This is a genomic window from Synechococcus sp. MIT S9508, from assembly GCF_047303045.1.
Taxonomy (GTDB): Bacteria; Cyanobacteriota; Cyanobacteriia; order PCC-6307; family Cyanobiaceae; genus Synechococcus_C.
On the sequence record NZ_CP138941.1, the window covers coordinates 1,076,738 to 1,101,450 of the forward strand.

Sequence of the window (24,713 nt, forward strand, 5' to 3'; positions counted from 1 at the left end):
ATGCGTGGCTGGTCACCCTCCCAGATTGAACAGATTCATGAACAGCTTCGTCAGGGATGGACTCTGTCCATGGCCGTGCGCCACGTGGCCCTACTTATGGGCAGATGCCCTTTGAGATCTCGACCCATGGGTTGAAATCATTGCCTGAGCTCTCTACTTGCAGACGTTGCTGTCTTGTTCTCCGAGGGTTGCGATCGGCCCGCAGTTGAACCAGCGCACAAGCTGCACTTCAACATCGGTGAACAGCACTAGGATGCCGCCGCAGAGGAGCGCAACGGCAACTGTGGCCCAAGTCTGACGGCTTGTCATCGGTTGTCCGGATGGTTCGCAAATGCCTCGAACTTAGGGCCGAGGCCTTGGTCGCACCATGCATGGCGCAGAGTTTCCGCGTTGAGAGGATGCAGGGGGGGCAGTTCCGCCAGCACAGGAACATCGCCAATCTCACTGAGAGTTCGCGGATTGTCGGCATGGGCAGGCCCATTCAGAATCAAGCCGACCACAGGGATCTTGCGGTTGCGTAGCGCTTCAAGACTGAGCAGGGTGTGATTCAGTGTGCCCAGCCCGCTGCGGGCCACCAGAACAATGGGCAGCATCCACTCCTGCAGCTGATCGATCTGCTGCAAGGAGCGAGTTAGTGGGACATGCAGTCCGCCGGCGGTCTCCACCACCAGTGGCCTGTTCCCCGTAGCTGGAAGCGTCAGTTGCGTCGGATCAAGGCGTCTGTTTTCGAGTTCCGCTGCCCAATGGGGTGAAACAGCTGCCTGGAAGGCATAGGTCTCGGCGATCCAGCGATCGGAGGGAAGGTCGATCAGCTCCACCACACGCTCACGATCACCGCCGTCCTCCAGACCGCTCTGCACCGGTTTCCAATACACAGCATTGAGCCCCTGGACCAGCAGTGCACTGACCACTGTTTTGCCCACATCCGTGTCGGTGCCGCAGACCACAAGGCGCAGTGCAGCTGAGCTCGGTCTCATCTTTGGATCAGCAGCAACTGGATCACCCAGGTGAGTCTGAGCTGTCCCGCACCATCATGATCGGGCCAGGCCTGCTGCAGTATGCGCCAGTCTCGAACCGGCAGCGACGGCTGCGTGCTGCAGTCCGCTCCAACCTTGCGCAGCGGTTTCAGCAGCTTGGGCAGGGTTGGAGCTACAGCATTGCAGTGCATGTCTTCCCGCATCCTGATCTGATCCGCCCTGACCCATCGGAGCAAGGCTTCCATCGCTGGGAAGGCAAGAGCTGTGCAGGGGATGCCGGTGGTTTCCGCGGCCCGATGCCACTGAGGGAAGCAACCTTCGACCGGCAGTGCTACCGCCAACCATCCCCCCGGAGCCAGCTGATGCAGCCAATGCCGGATCACCTCACCGGGTGTCGGTAACCAGTGCAAACAGAAGCTTGATGCCAGCAGACTGGGAGCCTCAGGCCATCGTGGCAACGGTCCTCTCAGATCCCATTGCTGGGTTTTGGAGGAGAGCGGTTGTTGGCGAAGCATGGCCTCGCTGCCGTCCACACGCAGTACACGTTGCCCTGGGTGCCGGGCTTCCAGCGCCTCAGCCAGGTGTCCGGTGCCGCTGCCGAGGTCGACCCAAAGTCCTCTGGGGACGGCCTGTTGTCTGCAATGGTTCGCCAGCTGTCCGGCCACAGCATGCTGCAGCGTTGCTGAGGCGTTGTAGTTCTGCGCCGACTGATTGAAACGGCTGAGGACTTTGTCGCCCCAGTTGTCGATGGGGGCCATCAGTTTGCTCGACTGTTGTGATCCAGCCACTGCTGGACCCGCACGAGCAGATCCGGGACCAGCAGTGCGTGACCGACATCCTGGAGCTGCCATTGCTCGGGCGCATCCTGCAGGTGGCTCGTGAGAGCTAAAAGGTGTTCACGGCTTGCTGCCGGCGCAACGATCGCATCATCCATCCCATCTACTACCAGCACACGGGCGGTTTTTGGCAGGCCCGTTGGCAGGCCCGAGGTTTTGATCAGGCGCTCAAGATCATCTTTCAGACAGTCCCTCCCACGCTGGGAGAGTCCGTGCTGTTCCGGTCCAAGTGGCAGACCGCACAGATCAGCGGGTTGCGCTGCGCGTTTCAGGAAGGTTCTGAGCATCGTGGCCTCTCCGGGACTGCCGATCGCGTTCTGCATGCCCCGAAGGCCAGTGCGCAACGCCCTCCCCTCCAGCCCCTGCGGAACGAATCGCCCGAAGCTGGCGAGCAGCACCACATCCGTGGCCTGGTTCAGCACAGAGGGTTCCAGAAGATGGGGGCCGAGGGAATGGGCGATCACGACCCTGCGCTGCCTGGCCTTGTATGGGTTTGTGCCGCCGCTGGCTGGCTCTGCCCAGTTTGGATTGCAAGATCGCCTGTTGCCGTAGCCGCGTTCGCCGCTTTGCCAGAGCCAGCCGCGATGGCTGAAATGACGCTCCCATGGAGCCCAAGCTGTGCTGTCGCTGCTCCAGCCATGCATGGCGATGACCTGTTTCATCAGCAAACCTGGCCATCTGACAGGGCCCTCAGCAGTGATTCCAATGTCTCATCGGGAAGGAGGCGATGCAGAACCAGACGTAGCCGGGCACTGCCTTCCGGAACGGTGGGTGGGCGGATTGCAGCGGTTAAAAGGCCCGAGAGTTCGAGATGGCGTTGCAAATTCAGACATCGCTGATCCTCTCCAACGAGCAGTGGCACGATCGGCCCGCCACCTGTCGGTCGCGCCCAGCCTGCGTCGACGAGGCGGTCACGCCAGGTGTTGCTGCGTTGCACCAGTGTCTGGCCCCAGTCGGGGTTGTTCCGCATCAGCTCCAGAGCGGCAAGAGCTGCTGCAGCCAGGGGTGGTGCTAGTGCAGTTGTGTATCGGAAGGCTCCGCTTTCCTGAAGCAATTGCTCTCCAAGCTCGCCATTGCAGGCCAGGAAGGCTCCGCCGCTGCCGAAAGCCTTGCCGAAGGTGCCGCTGAGCATCGTCACTCTCCGTTCTCCAAAGCCGAGGCCACGGCCTCCTTCGCCAAGTACACCGAGGGCATGGGCCTCATCCAGGAGCAGGCTCGCGTTATGGCGCTCGCAGAGTGTTGCCAGCTCATGCACCCTTGGACTGGTGCCTTCCATGCTGAACAGGCTTTCAGTGATTACCAGCAGGTGCGCGTCTGGATGCTCGCTGCGACAGCGCAGCATCAGACGCTCCAGCGATTCAAGATCGTTGTGGACAAAACGCCGGAGTCGGGCACCGCTGGCTTGCACGCCCACCAGCAGTGAGTGATGAATCAGCCGATCCGCGACAACGGTGGTATGCCTGTTTGCCAGGGCTTTAACCGCCGCAAGATTGGCCTGAAACCCGCTTGGGAATAGCAACACTCTTTCGCGGCCGAGCCATTGCGCCAGCTCTGACTCCAATTGGTCATGCACAGGGCGGCTGCCGCTCACCAGCCGTGAGCCGCCTGCTCCTACGCCGCTGCATCGCAATTGCGCCTCGGCCGCGGCGATCAGGGAAGGATGCCGGCAGAGGCTCAGATAATCGTTGCTCGCCAAGTCAAACAGCTCCGGGCCACATGCCGAACCAGCGGTGACGGCCTGCACAAGCTCCTGCTTCCTGGCAGGCGACCAGGTGCGCAGCTGACGGAGACGGGCCGAAGAAGTGCTCATGCATGCAGTCTCGGTCCACGCCGATCGTGTTGGGGATGCACTGCCCTTTTGGCGGCGTCCCTAGGATTGACTCATGGCGGATCAAGACAACCAGCCTTCAGAGCCCGTGCAGGGAGGGTCGCCGGATCCGTCGCAGTTGTTTCCTTTTCCGCTGGATGACTTTCAGCTGGAGGCGATCGACGCTCTGAACCAAGGCCATTCCGTGGTAGTCAGTGCGCCCACAGGATCTGGAAAAACCCTGATCGGTGAGTACGCCATCCACCGCGCCATGGCACATGGCCAGAAAGTTTTTTACACCACACCACTGAAAGCTCTGTCCAACCAGAAGCTGCGCGATTTCCGAGAGCAATTCGGTGCGGAGAACGTGGGCCTGATGACCGGTGATCTGAGCGTTAACAGGGATGCCTCAATCGTGGTGATGACCACGGAGATCTTCCGGAACATGCTCTATGCCGAGGCGGACGAGCACGACGATCCACTCGCCGACGTGGAGGCCGTGGTGCTGGATGAGTGCCACTACATGAATGACTCTCAGCGCGGCACCGTTTGGGAGGAATCAATCATTCACTCACCGCCGCCTGTCCAGCTCGTGGCGCTCTCGGCCACGGTGGCCAATGCCGGGCAGCTCACTGATTGGATCGAAAAGGTGCACGGTCCCACCACGCTTGTGCTGAGTGACTTTCGGCCTGTGCCATTGCATTTCGGATTCTGCAGTGCCAAGGGGCTGCACCCGTTGCTCAATGAGCAGGGCACAGGCCTTCATCCCAACTGCAAGGTCTGGCGAGCTCCCAAGGGATACAAGCGCAAGGGCCGTTCCCCCAGGCCTCCGCAGCCCGAACCGCCACCGATCAGCTTTGTGGTGGCCCAGATGGCCGAGCGCGACATGTTGCCAGCCATCTACTTCATCTTCAGTCGTCGTGGTTGCGATAAGGCCGTTCGCGACCTGGGGGTGCAGTGCTTGGTAACCGAGGCGGAGCAGGCCCGAATCCGTGAGCGTCTCAACGCCTACACATCAGCCAATCCTGAAGCTGTTCGCGATGGCATTCACGCTGATGCCCTGCTGCGTGGCATTGCTGCGCACCATGCAGGAGTCCTCCCGGCCTGGAAGGAGCTGATTGAGGAGTTGTTCCAGCAAGGTCTGGTGAAGGTGGTCTTTGCCACAGAAACACTGGCGGCGGGCATCAATATGCCCGCGCGCACCACAGTGATTGCGTCACTGTCCAAACGCACAGAGCGTGGCCATCGCCCCTTGATGGCCAGTGAGTTTTTGCAGATGGCTGGTCGAGCAGGACGGCGTGGACTCGACTACCAAGGCTATGTGGTCACGGTGCAGAGCCGTTTCGAAGGAGTTCGCGAAGCCGGTCAGCTGGCAACGAGTCCTCCAGATCCGCTGGTGAGCCAGTTCACCCCCAGTTATGGGATGGTCCTCAACCTGCTGCAGCGCCATGATCTGGCCAAGGCGCGCGAGCTGGTGGAACGCAGTTTCGGCCGCTATCTGGCCAGTTTGGACTTGGTCGAGGAGGAGGAGATCCTTGAGCAGTTGCGTCTGCAGCTTGGGCAGTTGCAGGGGTCGGCCGGTGATGTGCCGTGGGAAGACTTCGAGGACTACGAAAAACGGCGTGGGCGACTGCGTGAAGAGCGGCGACTGATGCGCATCCTTCAGCAACAGGCCGAGGAAACCCTGGCGCATGAGCTCACGCTGGCTCTGCAGTTTGCGAGCGTCGGAACGCTGGTCAGCCTGAAGGCCCCGCAACTGCGTGGTGGCGTTACTCCGGCGGTGATCGTGGAGAAGTGCGAGGGGCCGGGACAGTTCCCGCTGCTGCTCTGCCTCACCATCGACAACGTTTGGTTGATGTTGCCCTGTCAGGCGGTGGTGAGCCTGCATGCGGAGCTGAGCTGTCTGCAAGTGGATGGCGTCTTAGCTCCAGAACTCGGTCGTTCCGGTGAGCTCCGCCATGGGGATCAGAGCAGCGGTGGTCTGGCTCTGGCAGTGGGGCATATGGCTCAGCGCCATGACATGACGACCCCTCAGTACGACCTGGCAGGAGAAGTGCTCTCCCAGGCGCAGACGGTGCAGACCCTTGAAGCCGATCTGGAAGCTCACCCCGCCCATCGCTGGGGAGATCGAAAGCAACTTAAGAAGCACCGTCGGCGCATGGAGGACTTGGAGCTGGAGATCACTGAGCGGCAGCAACTGCTTCACCATCGCGCCAACCGTCACTGGGAGACCTTTCTCGCTCTGATGGAGATCCTTCAGCACTTCGCAGCTCTTGATGAGCTCGAACCCACGGAGATCGGTCGCACCGTGGCGGCTCTCCGAGGCGACAACGAACTCTGGCTTGGTCTGGCCCTGATGAGCGGTCACCTTGATGATCTGCCGCCGTCAGAGCTGGCCGCCGTGTTTGAAGCGATCAGCACGGAGGTGAACCGTCCGGACCTCTGGAGCGGATTCCCAGCGCCACCCCGTGCCGAGGAGGCACTGCACGACCTCTCCGGTCTGCGACGTGAGTTGCTGCGCGCACAGGAACGTCATCAGGTTGTTGTCCCGGCCTGGTGGGAGCCCGAGCTGATGGGACTGGTGGCGGCATGGGCCAGTGGCACGGCCTGGAATGACCTGATTGCCAACACCTCTCTGGATGAAGGTGATGTGGTGCGGATCATGCGCCGCACGGTGGATCTGTTGGCACAGGTTCCCTACTGCGAAGCGATCAGTGAGCAGCTACGCAGCCATGCCCGTCAGGCCCTCAAGGCGATCAACCGTTTTCCTGTTGCCGAAGCTGATGATTTGCAGAAGGCTGCCGCAGCGGAGTCAGAGGGTCTCAATCCCGCTACGGAACGGGCCGCCTGATAGCGGTTTCTTCAGCCCTGCTGACGTGCCATGTCAGCGGGATCGATGATGCGGTCGAAGTCCTCAGCGCTGACATAGCCAAGGTCCAGAGCCGCATCGCGCAAGCTCAGACCCTGCTCATGGGCGTATTTCGCAATTGAACTGGCCTTGTCGTACCCGATCATCGGAGCCAGAGGTGTCACCAGCATGAGGGACTGCTCAACATCACGCTGAATCCTGGCCCTGTTCGGTTCGATTCCCTCGACCATGGCCACCCGGAAGCAGCGGCAGGCATCCGTGAGCAGGGTGATCGATCGAAGCAGATTGAAGCCGATCAGCGGCTTGTAGACATTCATCTGTAGGTGGCCGCCAGCTCCGGCCATCGCCACTGCAGCATCCAGGCCGATCACCTGAGTGCAAACCATGGCCATCGCTTCGCACTGGGTTGGGTTCACTTTGCCCGGCATGATTGAACTTCCCGGCTCGTTCTCGGGCAGATGCAACTCAGCGAGTCCTGCGCGCGGACCACAGGCCAGAAGGCGGATGTCATTGGCGATCTTCAGCAAGCTCCCGGCAAGCAGGCGCAGCTGTGCCATCGCATGGACTAGCCCGTCGTGGCTTGCCATCACAGCAAATTTGTTGGGGGCTGAGCTGAAAGCGAGTCCCGTGAGTTGCGCCAGTTCCTGAGCAGCCTGTTCGGCGAAACCATCGGGAGCATTCAGGCCCGTTCCCACCGCGGTGCCGCCGAGTGGCAATGGATAGACCTCCGCGAGACTGCATGCAACGCGAGCGCGGGCGGCCGCGATCTGGTCGCGCCACGCTGAAGCCTCCTGTCCAAGGGTGAGCGGAACCGCATCTTGCAGATGGGTGCGGCCGATCTTCACAAGGTCTTTCCAGAGCTCGGTTTTGGCTGCGAAAACATCGATCAATCGATCGAGTTCAGGAAGCAGTCGATGTTCGACACCTGCGGCGGCTGCCACGTGAATTGCCGCAGGAAAGGCGTCGTTTGTGGATTGGGAACGGTTGACATGGTCATTGGGGTGCACGGGCCGGTGGCTGCCAAGCGGCTCACCGGCAGCCTGAGCCGCCAGGTTGCTGATCACCTCATTGACGTTCATATTCGTCTGGGTGCCGCTGCCGGTTTGCCAGACGCGCAAGGGGAACTGATCATCATGCTGACCGTCTGCAATCGCTGAAGCCGCCGTCGCGATGGCGGCACAGTCGCTCTCACTGATGACGCCGAGGCGAGCATTCACGCTTGCTGCTGCCTGTTTGATGCGGGCGAGAGCATGAATCAGCTCCGCAGGTAAGAGGTCGTCCGCAATGTCGAAGTTCTTCAGAGACCGTTGTGTTTGCGCTCCCCAGAGAGCCTCTGCGGGCACTTCCACGGCTCCCATGCTGTCGTGTTCGATCCTGGTCGCTTCTGACATCGCAGGGCAGGTGAATGCGTTAAGAACGTGGACCCGCTTCGGGTCTGAGCACGAGGAAAATGATCAGCAGCATGCCGCTGACGCTGACGACCACGTAAATCCAGTCTGCATAGGGGGTCCAGAACATGGTTCAGACCAGGCCTCAAAGCCCAAGGCGTTCCCAGATCACCCCCAGATTTGCCTGGTGTAGATCGGTGCTGAAGCAATCGTCTAGTTGCTGGGGGCTCAGCTTGGCTGTGACTTCCGGATCAGCTTCAAGGTTGCGGCGGAAATCCCCCCCATCGTTATTCCAGGCGCTGTGAGCATTGCGCTGCACCACTCGATAGGCATCTTCCCTGCTCATACCTGCATCCACCAGCCCGAGCAGCACCCGCTGGCTGAACACCACGCCGCCGTACACGTTCATGTTGCGGAGCATGTTGCCGGGGTACACCCCTAGACCTGCCACCACAGCTGTCATCTCCCGCAGCATGAAATGCAGTGTCACCGAGCAGTCGGGGAGCATCATTCGCTCGGTTGAGCTGTGGCTGATATCCCGCTCATGCCAGAGCGCCACATTCTCCAATGCGGCGACGACATAGCTGCGCAGCACTCTGGCCAGACCGCTGATGCGTTCACTGCGAATGGGGTTGCGTTTGTGCGGCATGGCCGAGCTGCCTTTCTGACCTTTGGCAAAGCTCTCTTCCACCTCGAGCACGTCCGTCCGCTGAAGGTTGCGGATTTCAGTGGAAAAGCGATCCAGTGAGGCGCCGATCAGTGCCAGGGTCTGGACATAATCGGCATGTCGATCGCGAGAGATCACCTGGGTGCTCGCGGTATCGGGGGTGAGGCCCAGCCGATCGCAGGTGAGACGTTCCACCTCTGGGTCAGTGTTGGCATAGGTGCCCATGGCTCCGCTCACCTGACCCACGGCCACATCCCGCTCCAGCCGTTCGAGTCGCTCGGCATTGCGGCGGGTCTCGGCCAGCCAGCCAGCCAACTTGAAGCCAAATGTGATCGGTTCACCATGAATGGCATGGGAACGCCCGATCATCACGGTGGACTTGTGTTCAGACGCCAGTTTGGTTATGGCCGCGTCGAGGGCGCTGAGTTCATTCCTCAGCAGAACGACGGAAGCCTTGAGCTGCAAGGCCAAACCGGTGTCCAGCACATCGCTGCTGGTCATTCCTACGTGGATGTAGCGACCTGCATCGCCGACGTGCTCGTTGACGTTGGTGAGAAAGGCGATCACGTCGTGACGCACTTCCGCTTCGATTTCGAGGATCCGTGCTGGCTCAAAAGCCGACTTGCTGCGGATGTTCTCCATGGCCTCGTTGGGAACGCGTCCCAGGCTGCAGTTGGCCTCACAGGCAGCCACTTCAACATCAAGCCAGCTCTGGTACTTGGCCTGATCGGTCCAGATCGCGCCCATTTCGGGCAAGGTGTAGCGCTCGATCAAGGGATCGCAGACAAACGGTCAATCCTCGACCATACGGTGACGCAGGTTCGTTTCCAGGTTCTCAGGCAGAACGCAGGCGCCGATGTTCCACTTCCCATTGCACGTGCTGTCCCCACGCTTGTTGTCGAACCGTGCAGCGTCCACCTCGACATTCGATCACTTGGAAGGGGGGGAGATCGTTGGGGTGATTTTCGATGGTGACGAAGGTTCCGGGATGCAGGAGTTCCACCACGTTGAGAGGTCTGGGGCGGTGCCGTGGCTGCTGCTTGGCGGACATAACCGTGTTGCGGTTCGGATCGATCCTCAAGGAGTTGTCTGGGTTCCTTGGAGAACCACGCAGGTTTGTTCGGATTTCGCCTCTGCTTTTATGAAGAAATGGCTCGTAAACGCCGACTGGATCTGCATCTGCTCACTTTGGGCCTGGCTGCATCACGCCAGCAGGCCCAGCGATTGATTCGTGCCGGCAAGGTTCGTGATGTTCATGGACAGCGTCTTGAGAAGCCTGGCCAGGAAGTGGCGGAAGAGTCGCTGGTTCAGGTGGAGCAACCGCCGCGATTCGTTTCAAGGGGTGGAGAGAAGCTACTGGGTGCTTTGCAGGTCTTCCCCGTTGAGGTGAGCGGACGCGTCTGTCTCGATGGTGGAATTTCAACTGGTGGTTTTACCGATTGCTTGCTGCAGCACGGCGCTAGCCGTGTCTATGGCATTGATGTCGGTTACGGCCAGACCGCCTGGAGCCTGCGCACCGATGAGCGGGTGGTCTTGCGTGAACGAACCAACTTGAGGCGTCTGACAGCCGAGGAGCTGTATGGGGAAGCCGATCAACGCCCGACACTGGCCGTGGCCGATGTGTCGTTCATCGCGCTCTCGTTAGTACTTCCAGCTCTGCGTGGTCTGATGATCACTGAGGGCCTTGATGCCAAGGACTGCGAGGCCATCGTGTTGGTGAAACCTCAGTTTGAGGTTGGACGGCAGAGGGTCGGTAAAGGCGGTGTGGTGCGTGACCCAGCGGCCCACATTGATGCCATTAACGATGTGATCGAAGCAGCTCAGCCGCTTGGCTGGAAGCCATCGGGGCTGGTGGCGTCTCCCCTGACCGGACCAGCCGGTAACCATGAATATCTGCTGTGGTTGACCTCTTACATCGACCACGAGGTCGACACTCCAATGATTGAGAAGCTGGTCTCAGCAACCTTGAGTGAGTGATGGCAGCAGCACTTGATTCAGAGCGCTGATCCGTCGCGATCGCCTGTACGAATCCGAACCACGGTGTCAACCGGTGAGATGAAAATCTTGCCGTCTCCGATTTCACCGGTCTTCGCGGCTTCGGCAATAGCATTGACCACGGTGTCAACACGAGCATCGTCGATGACCACCTCGATTTTGAGCTTCTGCAGGAATTCCACTGTGAATTCCGAACCGCGATAACGCTCAACCTGCCCTTTCTGGCGGCCGAAACCACGGACTTCGCTCACGGTCATCCCGACGATTCCCGCATTCACCAATGCAAGCTTGACGTCTTCAAGCTTGAAAGGGCGGATGATCGCTTCGACTTTTTTCATTGCTGTTATCCGGCTTTTGACAAGCTAAGAGCTCAGGAGTGTTGGGTAGGGATCAGGGAAGGAAGTGGATTCATGCTCAGGCCGGCTGCAGAGGCGTCAAACATCAGTGTTTCAGCGTCCGTCCGACTCACAATCACGTGACCTTCGGCGAGGAGTTCCCAGTGCTCGGATTCGAAATGGGTCTGAAGCCAGAGGATTCCATGAACGCTGGCTGGGACCAACCGGAAGGAAGGGCCTTCAGCGAGCAAGCGGAGATCCATGTAGAAGCCTCAGTCGACAACCCCATTACGGCTTGCCGATGCTTTTACGGATGTACGCGTTGATACCGAATCAGGAGTTGAGTGGCTTCTTGGCCTGTTCGCGGCGGTGCTGATAAACGCTGCCGCGGTAATGGAGTTCCACGGTTGACTCAGCCGCCGCTGCATGGCAAAGAGGCGCGTCGTAGTGCTGACCGCGATAGGTGTGATCAACCCTGGCTGGGCTTAGGCGCTCATGCTGCGCCGGGTTGTAGGGGATGCCGCGATAGGTGCGTTGTGTAGTGGTCATAGGAGTGGCATCGAAGAGGGTGGTGAGTGCTCCGATCGTTGATCGGGACCGCTTCGTGGGAAGGAGCGTTGCTTCGCCACGCGGGTGGCTAGTTCCGGCTGAAGAGGTCTGTAAGAGCAGGCCCGAGCTCAACGATTTGTCCTTCAATGCATTACTACCGCATAAATGTTGTTCATGGTGAACAGTTTGGAATGAATCAAGGCTCGAAATCGTGAATTTCCAAGGTCTGTTCTGCGCTTGCGACACTCATGTCGGGTTTTAAGGTCTTCACAAACCGTTGTGTCGTCTCTCGACCATGAGTGCATCCCCCGCGGAAACCACCCGAACTCCCCTTTATGGGGAACGGGCCATTGCCGATGCAGAGCTGATCTGTTTTGAGAATCCTCGCCAGGGCCGTGCCTATGAGGTCTCGATCGAGCTGCCTGAATTCACCTGTCTCTGTCCTTTCTCTGGTTACCCCGATTTCGCTGTGCTTCGACTTCTGTATCAACCCGGGCCTCGGGTCGTTGAGCTGAAGGCCATCAAGCTCTACGTGAACAGTTACAGGAATCGCACCATCTCCCACGAAGAGGTCGCCAATCGAATCCTCGATGACTTGGTTGAGGCTTGCGATCCGGTTTGGATGCAGTTGGAGGCTGATTTCTATCCCCGCGGAAACGTGCACACTGTGGTGCGCGTCAGCCATGGAGAGCGCCAACCCTGTTAATTAGCAGGGGAAGCTCTGTGGCAAAGCCCGCAAGGTTTCGATTGCAAAGGCCGCCGACGTGAAGCTTGGCTTGCTGTGTCTCAGCAACAGCCCAGATCTGACGTGTGGCCACCATGCTCAGCCCACCCCCTAGCAGCGTGATCGCAAAGCCTGCATAAACCAGTGGCACGCCTGGATCACGCTTGAGCAGCAGTCCGCTGGCCGGCATGATCTCGACCACTCTCAGCGGCAGTCCTCGCACCTCAGCCCCGTCTCCACCGGGTCTGAGATTGGTGATCAAACTTCCGTCTGAATCAAACACCTGCACGGGACCTTGTTCACTGCCGGTGCTGAGGAACACCGGTTCACTCCCATCTGGACGTGTGGGGAGAACCAGTCCCCAGATCTGGTCGCCAAGTTCTGGAAAGTTGCTTAATGGCAGTTGCAGCAAGGGGCTGCGGCCAAGCTGCACGGTGATCGTCGCCAGCGACCAGTCCGCTTGGTAAACGGTGATGCCCTGATATCGCAAAGGATGATTCACGCTGATCGTTCGTTCCTCTTGTTGATTCCCTTGAGGGCTGAGCAGCAAGGTCGAGCTGAATTGTTCCGGTCGGCCTGCGGGATCTCTCTCAATGGCGAAATCCTGCAGGGTGAGGCTCAGTCTGTTCTCGCCGGCTGGACTCAGCAGATCAAGTGAGCGTCCAGGGGCGAGAAATCGCTCCAGCCGTTGTCCTGCCAGTGCACCCCAGGCTGCTCCAATTAGCAGCAGGACCAGACCTGTATGAACCAGCAAAGGGCCCACGCGACCGATGACGCCTCGTCGGGCGGCGAGTCGACCGTTCTGCTGTCTCACGTTCCATCCCTGTTCTCTGAGCTCCAAGGCCAGATCATTCAGTGCGGCGCTGCTGTCGCTGCAGGCGACGGTCTCTGCCAGGGCCAGTTTGCTCAGTTGGCGTGGGCGGGAATAATCCGTCCAGCGCAGAGCCGCTTTCAGTGACGGCCATTGACGCCTCCAGCTGCACAAGGTGAGTGCCAGCCCGAGCAGTGCCAACAGCGAGAGAAACCAGACGCTTGAGTAAACGTGATTGAGCTGCACTTGCAGCATCAGGTTTCCGTTGATCAATCCCAGCCATGGGTCGGCATTGAAGCGTTCCAGGTAGAGCTCAGGTGCTTCTTGCTGAGGGATGATCGTGCCTACGGCACTGGCCAGTGCAATCAGCAGCAACAGCAGAATGGCCAGACGCAGGCTCGAGAGCACTGCCAGCAATCGTTTGAACAAACGCATGCTTAGACCAGCCTCGTCAGCAAAGTGAGCGTGCCGATCGTGAGCAGCACGACACCACTGATGCTGGGGATCCAGCGACTGATCGAGCGCATCGCCATGAGCTTGGGAAGGGACGCCGCCATGCTTCCAGCAAGCAGCAAAGGCAGCACCTGGCCGATTCCGAAGCTGCTGAGATAAACCAGTCCTGTGATTACGTTGCCACTGCTGGCAATCCAGCCCAGAAGAACGGCCAACACAGGAGTAGTGCAGGGAGAAGCGGCAAGACCGAAGGCCAGGCCAGCGGCAATCGGTGCCAGCGGTGCTGGCACCTTGCGGCTCCAGGCATTGGGATCTGGGCCTGCCGGCAGGGGCAGTCGCACAACTCCAAGCAGGTTGAGCCCCATCACCACGGCCAGCAACGCAACCAGGGTGGGGATCAGACCAGGCACCTGGCCGTAAATGCCACCCAGCAGTCCGCTTAGGCTGCCCAGCATCACCAGGGCCCCCACGATGCCTCCGCAGAATGCAAGGCTTCGCTGCCAAGCAGGTTGATCGCTTTCAAATCCGGCTAGGTACGCCAGCGTCACCGGCAGCAGCGACAGTGAGCACGGTCCAAGGCTGGTGAGGGCTCCCACGACCAGAACGGCACCAAGACTGAGCGGACCAGGCTGCTGAAGTGCATGGTTCAGTAGGTCTTCACCGCTTTGGGCCAGATCGGACAGTGCCAGGTCGAGGAAGGCGATGGTGAAGCCGGTTCAGAAAAACTCGGAGTTCAGCCTATCGATCAGGGCGTGAACGGCGTTGATCCGATGCCAGTCGTTGAGCTTGGCCTCGCCCACCGATCAAGCCTGTGGATTCCAGAGAGCAGCGGATCAGAAGTCCCACGATCATCAAACTCGAAAGCAGTGAGTTGCCTCCATAGCTCACCAACGGCAGTGGCAGTCCGGTGGTCGGCATTGCTCCGGATGCCACGGCCACGTTCATCACCGATTGGCCTACCAAGAGTGTCGCGCAACCGATGGCAACGAGCCTGGCCTGATTGCTGCGGCATCGGAGGGCAACGCGCAGTCCCAAATAGCCGATCAACATCAGGAAGAGAAGCAGCAGCAAGGAGCCCACCAGTCCGAATTCTTCGGCGTAGACCGCGAAGATGAAGTCGGTGCTCTGAATCGGCAGATATTGAAGTTTCTGGGTCGAGAGACCAAAGCCCTGGCCGAAAACCCCGCCCGAGCCAATCGCCAGCAAGCTTTGAATGAGTTGATATCCATCACCCTGCGGATCCTTCCATGGATTCAGAAAGGAGATCACGCGTAGACGTTGGTATTCGTTGATCAGGATGCTGGCGGTGCCCAGCAGTGCTCCTCCGATGGCCGTCCCGAACAGCTGAAACAGCGGAAGTCCTGCTGAGAAGGCCATTAGCCAGATCAGAAGGCCGCTTAACGCAGCTGTGCTCAGGTTGGGTTGCTTGAGAATCAGCAGCACCAGAATCCCAAAACTGCCCAGCCAAAGCAGCTTCTGATCCAGCCCGGTCCGTTTCCAGTGTGCAAACAGGTTTGCAGCTTGCAGCACTACAAACGGTTTCACGAGTTCGGAAGGCTGAATCTGAATTGGGCCGATCACCAGCCAGCGGCTGGCGCCGTTCACGGTGGTTCCCATTACCAGGGTCGCTGCAATCAATAGGCAGCCAATCCAGAGTGCGGGCCCCGCCCATTTCAACCAGCGCCGCAAATTGATCGATGCGGTGAATGACATCAGGCTCCAGCTGGCTGCCATCCACACCAGCTGCCTTTTGACGTAGTACGCCCCTTCTCCTTGTTCACGGGCCGCGACCCACCAGCTGGCTGACGCGAGCACCAGCAGGCCTGCCAGGCTCCAGATGGCCGAGAGTGTCAGCAGCAGGCGTGCTTCCGCAGGCCAGAGCGACCAGTCGAGCGGAAGAAACCGCTCCCAGAAAGGCTTGGATTCAGCAGCAGCCTTCTGCTGTTCCCGCAGGGTGCCCTGACGTGAGGATCGACTCCTTTTGGAGATCACGGTGGGGCTGCTCAAAACGATCGGAGGTGTTGCATGTATTGAGCCGTCCTTAGGCCGGTTTGCCAAGGGATCACAACAAAAAACCCGACCAGAGGCCGGGTTTGAACACACCTTTGAATTGGATTTCAGTTGCCGACGTTGACCTGTTGCCCGCCGGTGCAGAGCTCCACCTTAATAATGCGTCCACCCTGTTTCTGGATGCGCTGTTGTTCAGCGAACCAGCTGTCGTAGGGAACCCACTTGGTGAAGAAGGTGTTCTGCAATTCGCGCTGCGTCCGAACCTTCTCAGGGCTGGGGATGCAGGCGGTGACTTTGAACAACCGCATGGGGCTCAGTTGCCGAGACCGGAACAGATGTAGTCGAAGTACACACCCATCTCGTTGCCAGCATCAGGGCCGACCAGTGAGGCGGTGACCTCTTTCATGGCCTGAATCGCCTGAACTGTTGCTCCGATGGGGACTCCCAGGGAGTTGTAGGTCTCTTTCAGACCATTGAGCACACGCTCATCAAGAATGGAGGTGTCGCCAGCGAGCATGGCGTAGGTGGAGTAACGCAGGTAGTAATCCAGATCGCGGATGCAGGCTGCATAGCGGCGGGTGGTGTACATGTTGCCACCAGGACGGGTGATGTCCGAGTACAGGAGCGCCTTGGCCACAGCGTCGCGGATGATGGCGGAAGCATTCGCACTGATGGTAGCGGCAGCCTTCACGCGCAGCTCACCGCTTGCGAAGTAGCTCTCGAGGTTGCTCATGGATGCCGTATCCAGGTAGAGACCTTGGACGTCGGACTTGTTGATGACGTTGGTGATCGCGTCTTGCATGGACTCAGGAGTGACGTGAAGGGGCGTTGGTTCCGGTGATCAGGCGAGAGCGCCCACCACGTAGTCGAAGTAGAAGCCGGCTTCCTCGGCATCAGCACCACTAAGGATGCCCATTGCCACGGTTTTCATCTCACGAACGGCTTCTGCCATGGCCTCGAGGGGAGTTCCGAGGGATCGGTAGAGCTCACGGGCTCCGATCACGCCGATCTCCTCGATCGGGGTCACGTCACCAGCGACTACGCCGTAGGTCACAAGACGGAGGTAGTAATCCATGTCCCGCAGACATGTTGCGGTCATTGCTTCTCCGTAGGCGTTGCCGCCAGGAGAGATGACATCAGGACGCTTCTGAAAGAGCTGTCCGCCTGCAGTCTTGACGATGCGTTCACGGCTCTCACTGAGAACCTGAGCGACTCGCAGGCGACGTTGGCCTCCGCTGACGAACGCCTTGATCTGGTCCAGTTCTCCTGGACTCAGATAGCGGGCTTCGGCGTCCGCGTTGATGATCGAGTTGGAGACGATGCTCATGCAGTTCTACCTCGAAGCAAGCAGCCACCCGTAGGAGGCCGATATCCGGTGAGTGGTGTGGTGATCTCGATTGAGATCGTGAAGCAGCTTAAGGGCCGCAGTGCCTCGAATCGCGGAGATCCGAGTCGGAATGCCATCAGATGTTGTATCTGTTGATCTTCCGTTGTGGAATGCATGCTCCTCGCAAGGCGAGGGACACATCTGCCTCCTTAATTCTCAGGCAGCGATCTGGAGAGTCTGTGTCCCGGTAACAGATCTTCATTGCCAGTGTGCCCTGCGCTGTTTGAACTTCTTGTTGTTTATTGAGGTTCTTTTTTATAAACAGCCAGCACAAACTAGGAGGGCTTAGTCACTCCACTTTGACGTTAATTGATGTTCTTTGACAGTAAAACTCTCTTTTGAACGGAATGTTCAGAGTGCTTTATCGGGTCGTGGGGTCAGGCCCGCATTCCCGCCGTAGAGACTTGCCGTTCGAGTGATGGTTGACTGCGGCACGCCACTGCGTGAGCTCAGTGTGCTGAGCCCAGGTACATCCGAAGGCTCAGAACCGGTTTCGGCGCGGAGTTCCAGCAGATTGCGCACGGCAGTCGGTTGGCCAGATGCAGCTCTCACCTGGAGGAAACGGCTGGTCTCCGATGGGGTGGAGGCTCTTCCAAGCAGAGCGATGCTCGCTGCGGTGGCAGCACGAAGTGGCGCCATCCGCGAGAGTCGATCCTGGAATGGTTCGCTCAGGGCAACTGATTCGACGAAGCCATCGAGATCAATCTGCCCATTTCTGAGCAATGACTTAGCTGACGTCAGGCGCTCTGTTTCCAGTGGCACGCGATTCAACAGTTGTCGGTAAGTCGCATCAAGGATCTCGCGTAGCTCGGATTCACTAGACACCCGCGCGAGGGATGCCTGGGTGGGAAGGCCCTCGCGTCGCTTGTAACCACTGGCATCGCCAAGAGGAAGTGCCGCCTGAAGCCCAGCTTGTCCACGGTTGGACTGGGATGGACGGGACCACTGGTTCAGCGTGGCTGCGGAACCGGATGAGCGCCGAAGCATGAAAGCGGCCAGCTGTTCCGGGGGAGTGAAGCCACTGATGTCGGCTGTCCACTTTCCGCCGAAGCGGCTGCGCTGACTCTTGTCAGCGATATTTCTCTTGGTGACGTCACCGGTCGTTCGGAGTGCTTCGCGACGGATCGCTTCTGGCCGTGGAGTCATTGACACGTTGACTCTGGCCCCGATCGAGGGATCCAATGTCCTGCGTAATCCCGGAGCACGACGGGTGGTCAGGTCTTTGGGCGTAATGAAGCGTTCGTATGGAACGGTGTCTTCACCGAAGCAGTCGCTGTAGTCCTTGCTGTCGATCAAGGCATCGACCAATCCGTAAAACCCTCGGCGAGCTGCGGTGTCGAAGAGAGCATCGATCTCCCAGCGACCGAAGGTGGGCCTGCCCAGAAGGCGGCGGTGCATCACTTCGATGGACTTGGCGATGTAAAGGCCTTCCCAGTAGCGACGGCGAAAGGCATCCGAGCGAGCCACGCTACGGATGAAGTCGCGGAGGCTGATGTCTCCGTTTTCCAGACGGGCTTCCTGGGAGTTGAGGCGTTCTCCTTCGTAGCCGGAGTTGCCAAGCACCTGGATGTAGACGGCTTTGATCACCGCCTGGGTTGAGGATTCGGTGTTGCGAATACTCGGCTGGCCGCCGCGGCGTGGAAGCGCCGAACCGCCTGTGGAGATCTGCTGGAGTCGAACCACTCGCGGTCCTACCTTGCGAGGCCGGCTGCCCCGGAACTGAGGACTGTCCATTTGTCCCGGTTGCGCCATGCCATTGCTCACCAGCAGGCGACGGGTGTCGTAGCTGAAGGGTGCGGGACGCGTCGTCACCGAAGCCGTGTCTGAAGGGAAGATCGCTCCGTACTGATTGCCGACGGGATCATTGCCGCCGCCGTAAACATGCTGATCAGCGAGAGGCTGACGGTAAGAGGCATACAGCGTGACGTATTGGGGTGCTCCCTCGAACGGTGCGCTGAAGCGGAACAAACGTCGGTTCGAGCCCCAGCCAGCACTCTCCTGTGCCTCTTCACCCAGGTCGCGCAAGTAAGGAACAGTCTCCTCACCAAAAGTTTGCGCATATTCGCTGCTGTTCACGATCACATCAATCAGACCGTTGAGTCCCTGGTCGCTGACGATCGAAAAGGCTTTGCGGAATTCCTCGAGCGAGCTGACGCCGCGTCCAAGGAAATGGCGGTAGGCCAGTTCCACCACCCGGCTGTTGACAAAGGGTCCGTAAAACTGATTCCGGTATTCCTTGCTTCGGCCCAACGCGCGGATGAATTCCCGCATTGAAATCTTGCCCTGCACCAGCTGGCTGGCTTCTGAACGACAGGGGGTCTGGGAGTAGCCCTTGGCGATGTCGCGCTCAAAGACCTGTCTGTAGGCGGCTCGAATGATTTCAGCTTTCTCCGCTCCGGACAGGCCAGGGCGCATTTCGAAACGCTGTGCTGATTCGGATGCCAGGGCGTAGATCGCTGGGAGCTGAAGCCCTTGGCTGACACGGCTGCCGAGCTTCTGTTTTGTGGAAGGCGTCGCAATGGCGAGTTCCTTCAGGAGCACGTTGAAGCAGTCGATGGTGAGTCGGCGGGCCTCTGGGCGCTCCCGAAGCAGCTCTGCGCAGGCTCCTCGCATCTCCTGAAGGGCCACATTGGTGGCGGTCAGAGAACAGTTCTTGAGAAGGATGTCGCGCAGTCCGCGCGTATTCACCGCAAGGATGCTTGGGTCTCCGGCCACCAATGCATAGCCCACATAGCGAAGAAACCAGCCCAGGTCGCGCACCGATTTGCGCATGAATGCAGGGCCGTACTTGGCCACGCTGATGGCGGTGAAACCCGTGGGCAGAACGACGCGTACATCGGCATCGCCGCCGCCGACATCGAGAAGCCGGGTGAAGAAATTGCCGCGCTTGGTGATGCTGCTGTCACCCGTGAAGGTGCGCACGGATTGTTCGAAGGCGGCCTGGTCAGCCGCCAGCGGGGCGGTATCGATGGCCTGTGCCCGGGACACTTCGCCTGTGCTGAGTGGCGCCTCGAGGAACGAAAGTGGAGTTCCTCCGACAAAAATCCTGTTGGCCGCGCGGGCGACGATCGCTTCAGCGTTGCTGGCGATGATCTTTGAAGCTTCCAGGCGGTCATTGCCGCTGCGGAAGAAGGTGATCAACGTGTCGAGTTCGCCCCCGTCAGGGAAACGGTCCTGTTGTTCCGCCTGACGAACGCTGGAGAGCGGCAGGGTGTCGAACAGCTGTGGGGAAACCCTTGGGCTGCCGCTGCTGGCGGTCACGGTCATGAACGGGAGCAAGCCGGATTCGGCCACGTTACGGCTCGTCCCGAGGGCTCTCGAACAGGCATGAACAAATGTTTGCAGGGGTTGCTCCTTCAGACCCGTTTTCGATGCCCACCCTGAAATGGTTCAGACCGAATAATGAGATCGGAAACCGACGCGCCGATGAACCCCAAGCCCTCGGATGCCGCCACCCCTGTGGTGAGTGACTTTTATGACCGGTTCCCATATCCGGGGGATCCGCTTCAGGACGGACCGCCTCCCGGCTACAACTGGCGCTGGTGCCATGAAAGCGTTCTGGCAGCAGTGCATGGTGCAGTGCCATCGCAGGCTGATCCAGCGGCTTCTCTGCGAATTCTTGATGCGGGTTGTGGGACGGGCGTCAGCACGGATTACCTCTGTCACCTCAATCCAGGAGCGCAGATCCTGGCGGTGGATATCAGTGCGGGAGCTCTTGAAGTAGCCCGTGAACGCTTGCAGCGATCCGGTGCCGCGGATCAGGTGGATGCGTTGCGTCAGGAGCAGCGCAGTCTTCTCGATCTCAAGGGTGAGGGACCCTTTGACTACATCAATTCCGTGGGCGTTCTGCATCACCTGCGCCAGCCGCTGGCGGGAATGAAGGCTCTGGGTTCGCTGTTGGCAGACACAGGATTGATCCACTTGTTCCTCTACGCCGATGGGGGACGTTGGGAGATTCATCGAACCCAGCGTGTGTTGTGCCGATTGGGTGCTGGTAGCGGAGCCGAAGGTCTGCGTCTGGGCCGTGAACTCTTTCAGGTTTTGCCTGAGGGCAATCGTCTGCGCCAGAACTATGAGCAGCGTTGGCTGATCGATACCGCTGCCGATTCGAATTTCGCTGATATGTATCTCCATCCGCAGGAGACCAGTTACGACCTCAGGCGCCTCTTCGACCTGATCGAAGCCGCCGGACTTCAGTTCGCCGGCTTCTCGAATCCCGCTGTATGGGATCTGAGCCGTTTGCTGTCAGGTGAACTGCTGGAGCGTGCAGCCATGCTCCCTGAGCGTGAACAGTGGCTGCTGGTTGAAGACCTCGACCCTGAGATCAGTCATTTCGAGTTCTTTGTGGCCAAGCAACCCGTGCAATCCAACCGCTGGGAGGACGATTCAGCCTTGCTCCAGGCCATTGGTCGGCGACAGTCGTGTTTATGGGGTTGGCCTTCCTCCAGCCTTTTGGGTCCGGATCTGGAGCCGATTGCTCTCTCGGCATCCGAGCTGGCATTGCTTGAAGCTGTTGAGCGCCAGCCCAAAACGGCTTTGGGTGACCTCAACCTCGGGCCTGAGACCGTTTCAGTGGCAAGAGGTCTCTTGTCGCGCCGGCTGCTGCTTCTGGAAGCTTCCAGAACCTGAGCGTGAGAAAACGCGTGATAGATTCCGCGCGCTTCCTCAGGCACTGTTTGCTGGCTAACGACCCCACAGAATCACCCGCGGCAACCGTTGCGATCGATTCTGGAATGGCCGACTACGCCAGACTTCAACAACGCCTGATGCTGGCCACTCTGGCGGTTTCACTAGTTGCGGTTCTTGTCGCTCTGGTTGGTTTCGACGCCATGGTTGCCCGCAGCCTGTTGGTGGGTTCTTGCGCTGGTGTTCTCTACCTGCGCCTCCTCGCCCGCAGCGTGGCTCGGCTCGGCGGAGGTTCCCGTCAAGTGGGTCGGTTTCAGTTGGTTGTGCCTGTGCTGCTCGTTGTTGCAGCGGCCAAGTTCCCTCAGCTTGAGATCCTTCCTGCTTTCATCGGCTTCCTTCTCTATAAACCCGCCTTGATTCTTCAGACCGTCATTGACGGCTGAGCTCGCGCATCCCCTTCTGCTTTCAATGGCTTTGCTGCCTTTCACACTGCCTTTCGCTGAACTGGAGGTCGGGAACCATCTGTATTGGCAGATCGGCAACCTCAATCTTCACGGCCAGGTCTTTCTGAGTTCCTGGATCCTGATCGGCGCTCTCCTTGCTCTCGTCCTTGTTGGTACGCGCAAGTTGGATCGCGACCCAAGAGGCGTGCAGAACCTGCTCGAATTCCTCTGGGATTATCTGCGTGATCTCGCTCGTGATCAGATCGGAGAAAAATATTATCGAGAGTGGCTGCCCTTCATTGGAACCTTGTTCCTGTTCATTTTTGTGAGCAATTGGGGTGGCGCTCTGATTCCTTGGAAAGTTTTTGAACTTCCTGAAGGTGAACTGGGTGCTCCTACGGCAGACATCAACACCACAGTGGCGATGGCTCTGCTCGTGTCTCTCGCTTACTTCTATGCGGGATTGAGCAAAAAAGGTCTGAGATTTTTTGAGCTCTATGTAGAGCCAACTCCGATCATGCTTCCCTTCAAGATCATTGAGGAGTTCACAAAACCTCTTTCACTGTCTTTCCGACTTTTCGGAAACATCCTGGCAGATGAACTTGCGGTTGGAGTTCTTGTTTATCTGGTTCCTCTAATCGTTCCTCTGCCTGTGATGCTGCTTGGACTGTTCACCAGTGCGATCCAGGCTCTGATTTTCGCGACATTGGCTGCCTTCTATATCGGCGAAGGTCTGCATGAACACCACTAGGTGACAAATGCTCGCCGTTAAGGCGATCTGCTAAACACTTCTGCGCGTAGGTCCGACGCTCATGACTCGGGCCCGCTCTCTTGCAACAGAGAGTGTCCCTGCGCAGGGGGAACCAATCCCCACTTCATTTGCTCAGCGCTACTGCGCATCCCCCCCCAACGCTCTCAACATGGATTCCATTACTTCCGCAGCTTCCGTCGTTGCTGCTGGCCTGGCTGTTGGCCTGGCGGCTATCGGCCCTGGTATCGGTCAGGGCAGCGCTTCCCAAGGTGCTGTTGAAGGTATTGCCCGCCAGCCTGAAGCTGAAGGCAAGATCCGCGGCACCCTGCTGCTTTCTCTGGCATTCATGGAGTCGCTGACGATCTACGGCCTGGTTGTGGCTCTGGTGCTTCTGTTCGCCAACCCCTTCGCCGGTTGATCCATCTCCTGGGAGCTCCCTCAGTTTGATGGCAGCTCCCAGGTGTGATCCTTCTTCTCTTCATCAGCTTTTCCTCAGCGCTCCTCTTTCATGACCTGGCTTCTGCTTGCTGAAGCAGCGGTGCCGGAGGGAGGTCTTTTTGACCTCGATGCCACCTTGCCTTTAATGGCAGTCCAGGTGGTTCTCCTGACCTTCCTGCTCAATTCCCTCTTCTTCCGGCCGGTCGGCAAGGTCGTGGAAGATCGTGAGGGTTACATCTCCACAAGCCTTGCTGATGCCAAGCAAAAGCTTGAGCAAGTCCAGCGTCTTGAGGCTGAACTCACTGAACAACTCCGAGGCGCTCGCCAGGCCGCTCAGGCCGCCATCCTCGAAGCTGAGCAGGAGGTTGACAATCTGTATCGCGAGGCCATCGCGACAACTGAAGCCGATGCCAATCGCACGAGGGAACAAGCCCGTCGTGAGATTGAGGCACAGCGTGAGCAGGCTCAGTCGCAGCTGATGGGCAAGGTCGATGAGTTCAGCACAAAGATCATTCAACGTCTGCTGGCTGTTTCATGATGTCTCTTGTCACCTTGTTTGCTGCAGAGGGTGGTTTCGCGATCAACCTCAACCCCCTTGAGACAAACCTGATCAATCTGGTCATTGTCATCGGGTTGCTCGTCTACTTCCTCAAGGGATTGCTTGGCGGCATTCTTGAGCGTCGTCGTGAATCGATTCTCAAGGAATTGAACGATGCTGAAAACAGGCTCAAAACTGCCACCACAGAGCTGAGCAAGGCGCAGGCCGACCTCGGTTCTGCCAAAGAAAAAGCTGAGAAGATCCGTGCCGATGGCCAAGCCAGGGCACAAGCCATCCGCACGGACGGTGAGCAGCGAACCATCGCGGCAATGGCTGCCCTCAAGCAGGATGCCCTTGCTGATCTGAACGCCGAAGGTGCTCGTCTGACCGAGGAGCTACGGCGTGAAGCTGCTCTGGCCGCCATCGACAAAGTGATGGCCGATCTGCCCGGACGTCTCGATGCTTCGGCTCAAGCCCGTCTCATCGACGCCTCCATCAACAATCTGGAGGATGCCTGATGCCCCTTCTCAATACCTTGGCCACCCCTTACGCCGAAGCGTTGTTGCAGGTGACCAATGCTCGCAATGAGTCTGATGACGTGGCAGCCCAGTGCAAGGAGCTCATTGCTCTCTGGGACAGCAGTGAGTCACTGCGAGATGCCATGACCTCTCCGGTGCTTGAGCCAACGGCCAAGAAGAAAGCCCTTGAGCAGCTCCTGAGCGAGCAGATCCAGCCTTCATTGCTGAATCTGCTCAAGGTTCTGGCCGATCGCTACCGCCTCACCGCTTTTGATGCCGTTCTGAGTCGGTATCTCGAGCTTTACCGCGAATCCCGCAAGATTTCGCTGGCCCATGTCCGTTCGGCTCAGGCCCTGACCGACACTCAAAAGGCATCGCTGACCGCCAAGGTTCAGTCCATGGTCGGCAGCGGGTCCGTTGAGATTGACCTCACCATCGATCCGAGCCTGATTGGCGGCTTCGTGATCAATGTGGGCTCTCAGGTCATCGACGCTAGTCTTTCCGGCCAAGTAAGGCGACTCGGTCTCTCGCTTGCTAAGGCGGGCTGACCGTTTTTTTCTTCACCCTTCAGATTTTTCTCTTATTCCCCGT

Annotated in this window: 29 protein-coding genes; 10 read left to right on the forward strand and 19 right to left on the reverse strand. The window is 58.9% G+C overall.

The genetic code is table 11. From position 1 onward, the window contains the following. Positions 1–153: 153 nt before the first annotated feature. The 5 genes from SIB42_RS05490 to SIB42_RS05510 are packed head-to-tail and all read right to left on the reverse strand — an operon-like array spanning position 154 to position 3,623. Positions 154–309 (reverse strand): hypothetical protein, encoded by a 156-nt coding sequence (locus SIB42_RS05490; protein WP_197459896.1) that lies wholly within the window; start codon positions 307–309, stop codon positions 154–156. Beyond that, positions 306–977, reverse strand: a complete 672-nt coding sequence (bioD, locus tag SIB42_RS05495) for a dethiobiotin synthase (protein ID WP_067095733.1) — start codon at positions 975–977, stop codon at positions 306–308. Before bioD ends, SIB42_RS05490 begins: the two co-directional genes overlap by 4 nt. Next, on the reverse strand, positions 974–1,735 hold the full coding sequence (locus tag SIB42_RS05500; RefSeq protein WP_067095736.1) for a methyltransferase: 762 nt from the start codon (positions 1,733–1,735) through the stop codon (positions 974–976). The genes bioD and SIB42_RS05500 overlap by 4 nt, the downstream gene beginning before the upstream one ends. Further along, positions 1,735–2,475: an alpha/beta hydrolase gene (locus tag SIB42_RS05505; protein ID WP_067095983.1), complete on the reverse strand. Its 741-nt coding sequence runs from the start codon at positions 2,473–2,475 to the stop codon at positions 1,735–1,737. The genes SIB42_RS05500 and SIB42_RS05505 overlap by 1 nt, the downstream gene beginning before the upstream one ends. After that, positions 2,475–3,623, reverse strand: coding sequence for an aminotransferase class I/II-fold pyridoxal phosphate-dependent enzyme (locus SIB42_RS05510; protein ID WP_067095738.1), 1,149 nt, complete (start codon positions 3,621–3,623; stop codon positions 2,475–2,477). The genes SIB42_RS05505 and SIB42_RS05510 overlap by 1 nt, the downstream gene beginning before the upstream one ends. Before the next feature lie 73 nt (positions 3,624–3,696). Between SIB42_RS05510 and SIB42_RS05515 the strand changes: the two genes are divergently transcribed. Continuing rightward, on the forward strand, positions 3,697–6,471 hold the full coding sequence (locus SIB42_RS05515; RefSeq protein ID WP_067095740.1) for a DEAD/DEAH box helicase: 2,775 nt from the start codon (positions 3,697–3,699) through the stop codon (positions 6,469–6,471). An 11-nt stretch (positions 6,472–6,482) separates the two neighbouring features. Here SIB42_RS05515 and fumC read toward each other — a convergent pair whose 3' ends face one another. From fumC to SIB42_RS05535, 4 genes are all read right to left on the reverse strand, one after another. Continuing rightward, positions 6,483–7,880 carry a class II fumarate hydratase gene (fumC, locus tag SIB42_RS05520; RefSeq protein ID WP_067095744.1) on the reverse strand — a complete coding sequence of 466 codons (1,398 nt, stop codon included), beginning with the start codon at positions 7,878–7,880 and terminating at the stop codon, positions 6,483–6,485. A gap of 19 nt (positions 7,881–7,899) precedes the next feature. After that, positions 7,900–8,007, reverse strand: coding sequence for an adenylosuccinate lyase (locus tag SIB42_RS05525; RefSeq protein WP_067095746.1), 108 nt, complete (start codon positions 8,005–8,007; stop codon positions 7,900–7,902). Positions 8,008–8,022: 15 nt separating this feature from the next. Next, positions 8,023–9,318: an adenylosuccinate lyase gene (gene purB / locus SIB42_RS05530; RefSeq protein WP_067095749.1), complete on the reverse strand. Its 1,296-nt coding sequence runs from the start codon at positions 9,316–9,318 to the stop codon at positions 8,023–8,025. Positions 9,319–9,379: 61 nt separating this feature from the next. Further along, positions 9,380–9,595 (reverse strand): hypothetical protein, encoded by a 216-nt coding sequence (locus SIB42_RS05535; RefSeq protein ID WP_067095752.1) that lies wholly within the window; start codon positions 9,593–9,595, stop codon positions 9,380–9,382. A gap of 98 nt (positions 9,596–9,693) precedes the next feature. Between SIB42_RS05535 and SIB42_RS05540 the strand changes: the two genes are divergently transcribed. Continuing rightward, complete coding sequence (locus SIB42_RS05540) at positions 9,694–10,521, forward strand: TlyA family RNA methyltransferase (protein ID WP_067095986.1); 828 nt, start codon at positions 9,694–9,696, stop codon at positions 10,519–10,521. Between the two features lie 17 nt (positions 10,522–10,538). On the opposite strand, the gene SIB42_RS05545 is transcribed toward SIB42_RS05540, so the two are convergent. The 3 genes from SIB42_RS05545 to SIB42_RS05555 form a co-directional block, all read right to left on the reverse strand. Further along, on the reverse strand, positions 10,539–10,877 hold the full coding sequence (locus tag SIB42_RS05545) for a P-II family nitrogen regulator (protein ID WP_067095755.1): 339 nt from the start codon (positions 10,875–10,877) through the stop codon (positions 10,539–10,541). A gap of 32 nt (positions 10,878–10,909) precedes the next feature. After that, the gene (locus SIB42_RS05550; protein ID WP_067095758.1) at positions 10,910–11,137 is read right to left on the reverse strand and encodes a hypothetical protein; all 228 of its coding nucleotides are present in this window, start codon (positions 11,135–11,137) and stop codon (positions 10,910–10,912) included. 70 nt (positions 11,138–11,207) lie between these two features. Next, positions 11,208–11,555, reverse strand: a complete 348-nt coding sequence (locus SIB42_RS05555; RefSeq protein WP_413328542.1) for a DUF4278 domain-containing protein — start codon at positions 11,553–11,555, stop codon at positions 11,208–11,210. A gap of 163 nt (positions 11,556–11,718) precedes the next feature. Between SIB42_RS05555 and queF the strand changes: the two genes are divergently transcribed. Next, positions 11,719–12,129 carry a preQ(1) synthase gene (queF, locus tag SIB42_RS05560; RefSeq protein WP_067095761.1) on the forward strand — a complete coding sequence of 137 codons (411 nt, stop codon included), beginning with the start codon at positions 11,719–11,721 and terminating at the stop codon, positions 12,127–12,129. Here queF and SIB42_RS05565 read toward each other — a convergent pair. The 7 genes from SIB42_RS05565 to SIB42_RS05595 all read right to left on the reverse strand — a co-directional run bounded on the left by SIB42_RS05565 (position 12,101) and on the right by SIB42_RS05595 (position 20,075). Next, on the reverse strand, positions 12,101–13,393 hold the full coding sequence (locus SIB42_RS05565) for a cytochrome c biogenesis protein ResB (protein ID WP_067095764.1): 1,293 nt from the start codon (positions 13,391–13,393) through the stop codon (positions 12,101–12,103). The genes queF and SIB42_RS05565 overlap by 29 nt on opposite strands. Positions 13,394–13,395: 2 nt before the next feature. Next, a complete protein-coding gene (locus SIB42_RS05570) occupies positions 13,396–14,061 on the reverse strand; it encodes a cytochrome c biogenesis CcdA family protein (RefSeq protein WP_067095768.1) in 666 nt (221 codons plus the stop codon). Positions 14,062–14,149: 88 nt separating this feature from the next. After that, a complete protein-coding gene (locus tag SIB42_RS05575) occupies positions 14,150–15,418 on the reverse strand; it encodes an FtsW/RodA/SpoVE family cell cycle protein (protein WP_067095772.1) in 1,269 nt (422 codons plus the stop codon). A gap of 110 nt (positions 15,419–15,528) precedes the next feature. Then, positions 15,529–15,729: a phycobilisome linker polypeptide gene (locus tag SIB42_RS05580; protein WP_006851140.1), complete on the reverse strand. Its 201-nt coding sequence runs from the start codon at positions 15,727–15,729 to the stop codon at positions 15,529–15,531. A gap of 5 nt (positions 15,730–15,734) precedes the next feature. After that, positions 15,735–16,223: an allophycocyanin subunit beta gene (gene apcB / locus SIB42_RS05585; RefSeq protein ID WP_067095780.1), complete on the reverse strand. Its 489-nt coding sequence runs from the start codon at positions 16,221–16,223 to the stop codon at positions 15,735–15,737. Positions 16,224–16,262: 39 nt separating this feature from the next. Continuing rightward, positions 16,263–16,748: an allophycocyanin gene (locus tag SIB42_RS05590; protein WP_067095786.1), complete on the reverse strand. Its 486-nt coding sequence runs from the start codon at positions 16,746–16,748 to the stop codon at positions 16,263–16,265. A gap of 411 nt (positions 16,749–17,159) precedes the next feature. Next, the gene (locus SIB42_RS05595) at positions 17,160–20,075 is read right to left on the reverse strand and encodes a phycobilisome rod-core linker polypeptide (protein WP_067095991.1); all 2,916 of its coding nucleotides are present in this window, start codon (positions 20,073–20,075) and stop codon (positions 17,160–17,162) included. 159 nt (positions 20,076–20,234) lie between these two features. Here SIB42_RS05595 and SIB42_RS05600 point away from each other — a divergent pair, with 159 nt between their 5' ends. The 7 genes from SIB42_RS05600 to atpH all read left to right on the forward strand — a co-directional run bounded on the left by SIB42_RS05600 (position 20,235) and on the right by atpH (position 24,670). Further along, entirely contained in the window at positions 20,235–21,437 is a 1,203-nt protein-coding gene (locus SIB42_RS05600) for a class I SAM-dependent methyltransferase (RefSeq protein ID WP_067095789.1), read from the forward strand. 104 nt (positions 21,438–21,541) lie between these two features. Then, a complete protein-coding gene (locus SIB42_RS05605) occupies positions 21,542–21,877 on the forward strand; it encodes a hypothetical protein (protein ID WP_066911091.1) in 336 nt (111 codons plus the stop codon). Positions 21,878–21,902: 25 nt separating this feature from the next. Further along, positions 21,903–22,628 (forward strand): F0F1 ATP synthase subunit A, encoded by a 726-nt coding sequence (atpB, locus tag SIB42_RS05610; RefSeq protein ID WP_067095994.1) that lies wholly within the window; start codon positions 21,903–21,905, stop codon positions 22,626–22,628. A 169-nt stretch (positions 22,629–22,797) separates the two neighbouring features. Further along, positions 22,798–23,046, forward strand: coding sequence for an ATP synthase F0 subunit C (gene atpE, locus SIB42_RS05615; RefSeq protein WP_007098848.1), 249 nt, complete (start codon positions 22,798–22,800; stop codon positions 23,044–23,046). A gap of 90 nt (positions 23,047–23,136) precedes the next feature. Beyond that, entirely contained in the window at positions 23,137–23,604 is a 468-nt protein-coding gene (locus SIB42_RS05620; protein WP_067095796.1) for a F0F1 ATP synthase subunit B', read from the forward strand. Then, positions 23,601–24,122: a F0F1 ATP synthase subunit B gene (locus SIB42_RS05625; RefSeq protein WP_067095799.1), complete on the forward strand. Its 522-nt coding sequence runs from the start codon at positions 23,601–23,603 to the stop codon at positions 24,120–24,122. The genes SIB42_RS05620 and SIB42_RS05625 overlap by 4 nt, the downstream gene beginning before the upstream one ends. After that, positions 24,122–24,670, forward strand: a complete 549-nt coding sequence (gene atpH / locus SIB42_RS05630) for an ATP synthase F1 subunit delta (protein WP_067095801.1) — start codon at positions 24,122–24,124, stop codon at positions 24,668–24,670. The genes SIB42_RS05625 and atpH overlap by 1 nt, the downstream gene beginning before the upstream one ends. The last annotated feature ends 43 nt before the right edge of the window (positions 24,671–24,713 follow it).

Bases quoted from the DNA above. Each gene is read 5' to 3' on its own strand.
- SIB42_RS05490 (WP_197459896.1), bottom strand. From the start codon at position 309: ATGACAAGCCGTCAGACTTGGGCCACAGTTGCCGTTGCGCTCCTCTGC.
- bioD (WP_067095733.1), bottom strand. From the start codon at position 977: ATGAGACCGAGCTCAGCTGCACTGCGCCTTGTGGTCTGCGGCACCGAC.
- SIB42_RS05500 (WP_067095736.1), bottom strand. From the start codon at position 1,735: ATGGCCCCCATCGACAACTGGGGCGACAAAGTCCTCAGCCGTTTCAAT.
- SIB42_RS05505 (WP_067095983.1), bottom strand. From the start codon at position 2,475: ATGAAACAGGTCATCGCCATGCATGGCTGGAGCAGCGACAGCACAGCT.
- SIB42_RS05510 (WP_067095738.1), bottom strand. From the start codon at position 3,623: ATGAGCACTTCTTCGGCCCGTCTCCGTCAGCTGCGCACCTGGTCGCCT.
- SIB42_RS05515 (WP_067095740.1), top strand. From the start codon at position 3,697: ATGGCGGATCAAGACAACCAGCCTTCAGAGCCCGTGCAGGGAGGGTCG.
- fumC (WP_067095744.1), bottom strand. From the start codon at position 7,880: ATGTCAGAAGCGACCAGGATCGAACACGACAGCATGGGAGCCGTGGAA.
- SIB42_RS05525 (WP_067095746.1), bottom strand. From the start codon at position 8,007: ATGTTCTGGACCCCCTATGCAGACTGGATTTACGTGGTCGTCAGCGTC.
- SIB42_RS05535 (WP_067095752.1), bottom strand. From the start codon at position 9,595: ATGTCCGCCAAGCAGCAGCCACGGCACCGCCCCAGACCTCTCAACGTG.
- SIB42_RS05540 (WP_067095986.1), top strand. From the start codon at position 9,694: ATGGCTCGTAAACGCCGACTGGATCTGCATCTGCTCACTTTGGGCCTG.
- SIB42_RS05545 (WP_067095755.1), bottom strand. From the start codon at position 10,877: ATGAAAAAAGTCGAAGCGATCATCCGCCCTTTCAAGCTTGAAGACGTC.
- SIB42_RS05550 (WP_067095758.1), bottom strand. From the start codon at position 11,137: ATGGATCTCCGCTTGCTCGCTGAAGGCCCTTCCTTCCGGTTGGTCCCA.
- queF (WP_067095761.1), top strand. From the start codon at position 11,719: ATGAGTGCATCCCCCGCGGAAACCACCCGAACTCCCCTTTATGGGGAA.
- SIB42_RS05565 (WP_067095764.1), bottom strand. From the start codon at position 13,393: ATGCGTTTGTTCAAACGATTGCTGGCAGTGCTCTCGAGCCTGCGTCTG.
- SIB42_RS05580 (WP_006851140.1), bottom strand. From the start codon at position 15,729: ATGCGGTTGTTCAAAGTCACCGCCTGCATCCCCAGCCCTGAGAAGGTT.
- apcB (WP_067095780.1), bottom strand. From the start codon at position 16,223: ATGCAAGACGCGATCACCAACGTCATCAACAAGTCCGACGTCCAAGGT.
- SIB42_RS05590 (WP_067095786.1), bottom strand. From the start codon at position 16,748: ATGAGCATCGTCTCCAACTCGATCATCAACGCGGACGCCGAAGCCCGC.
- SIB42_RS05595 (WP_067095991.1), bottom strand. From the start codon at position 20,075: ATGACCGTGACCGCCAGCAGCGGCAGCCCAAGGGTTTCCCCACAGCTG.
- SIB42_RS05600 (WP_067095789.1), top strand. From the start codon at position 20,235: ATGAACCCCAAGCCCTCGGATGCCGCCACCCCTGTGGTGAGTGACTTT.
- SIB42_RS05605 (WP_066911091.1), top strand. From the start codon at position 21,542: ATGGCCGACTACGCCAGACTTCAACAACGCCTGATGCTGGCCACTCTG.
- atpB (WP_067095994.1), top strand. From the start codon at position 21,903: ATGGCTTTGCTGCCTTTCACACTGCCTTTCGCTGAACTGGAGGTCGGG.
- atpE (WP_007098848.1), top strand. From the start codon at position 22,798: ATGGATTCCATTACTTCCGCAGCTTCCGTCGTTGCTGCTGGCCTGGCT.
- SIB42_RS05620 (WP_067095796.1), top strand. From the start codon at position 23,137: ATGACCTGGCTTCTGCTTGCTGAAGCAGCGGTGCCGGAGGGAGGTCTT.
- SIB42_RS05625 (WP_067095799.1), top strand. From the start codon at position 23,601: ATGATGTCTCTTGTCACCTTGTTTGCTGCAGAGGGTGGTTTCGCGATC.
- atpH (WP_067095801.1), top strand. From the start codon at position 24,122: ATGCCCCTTCTCAATACCTTGGCCACCCCTTACGCCGAAGCGTTGTTG.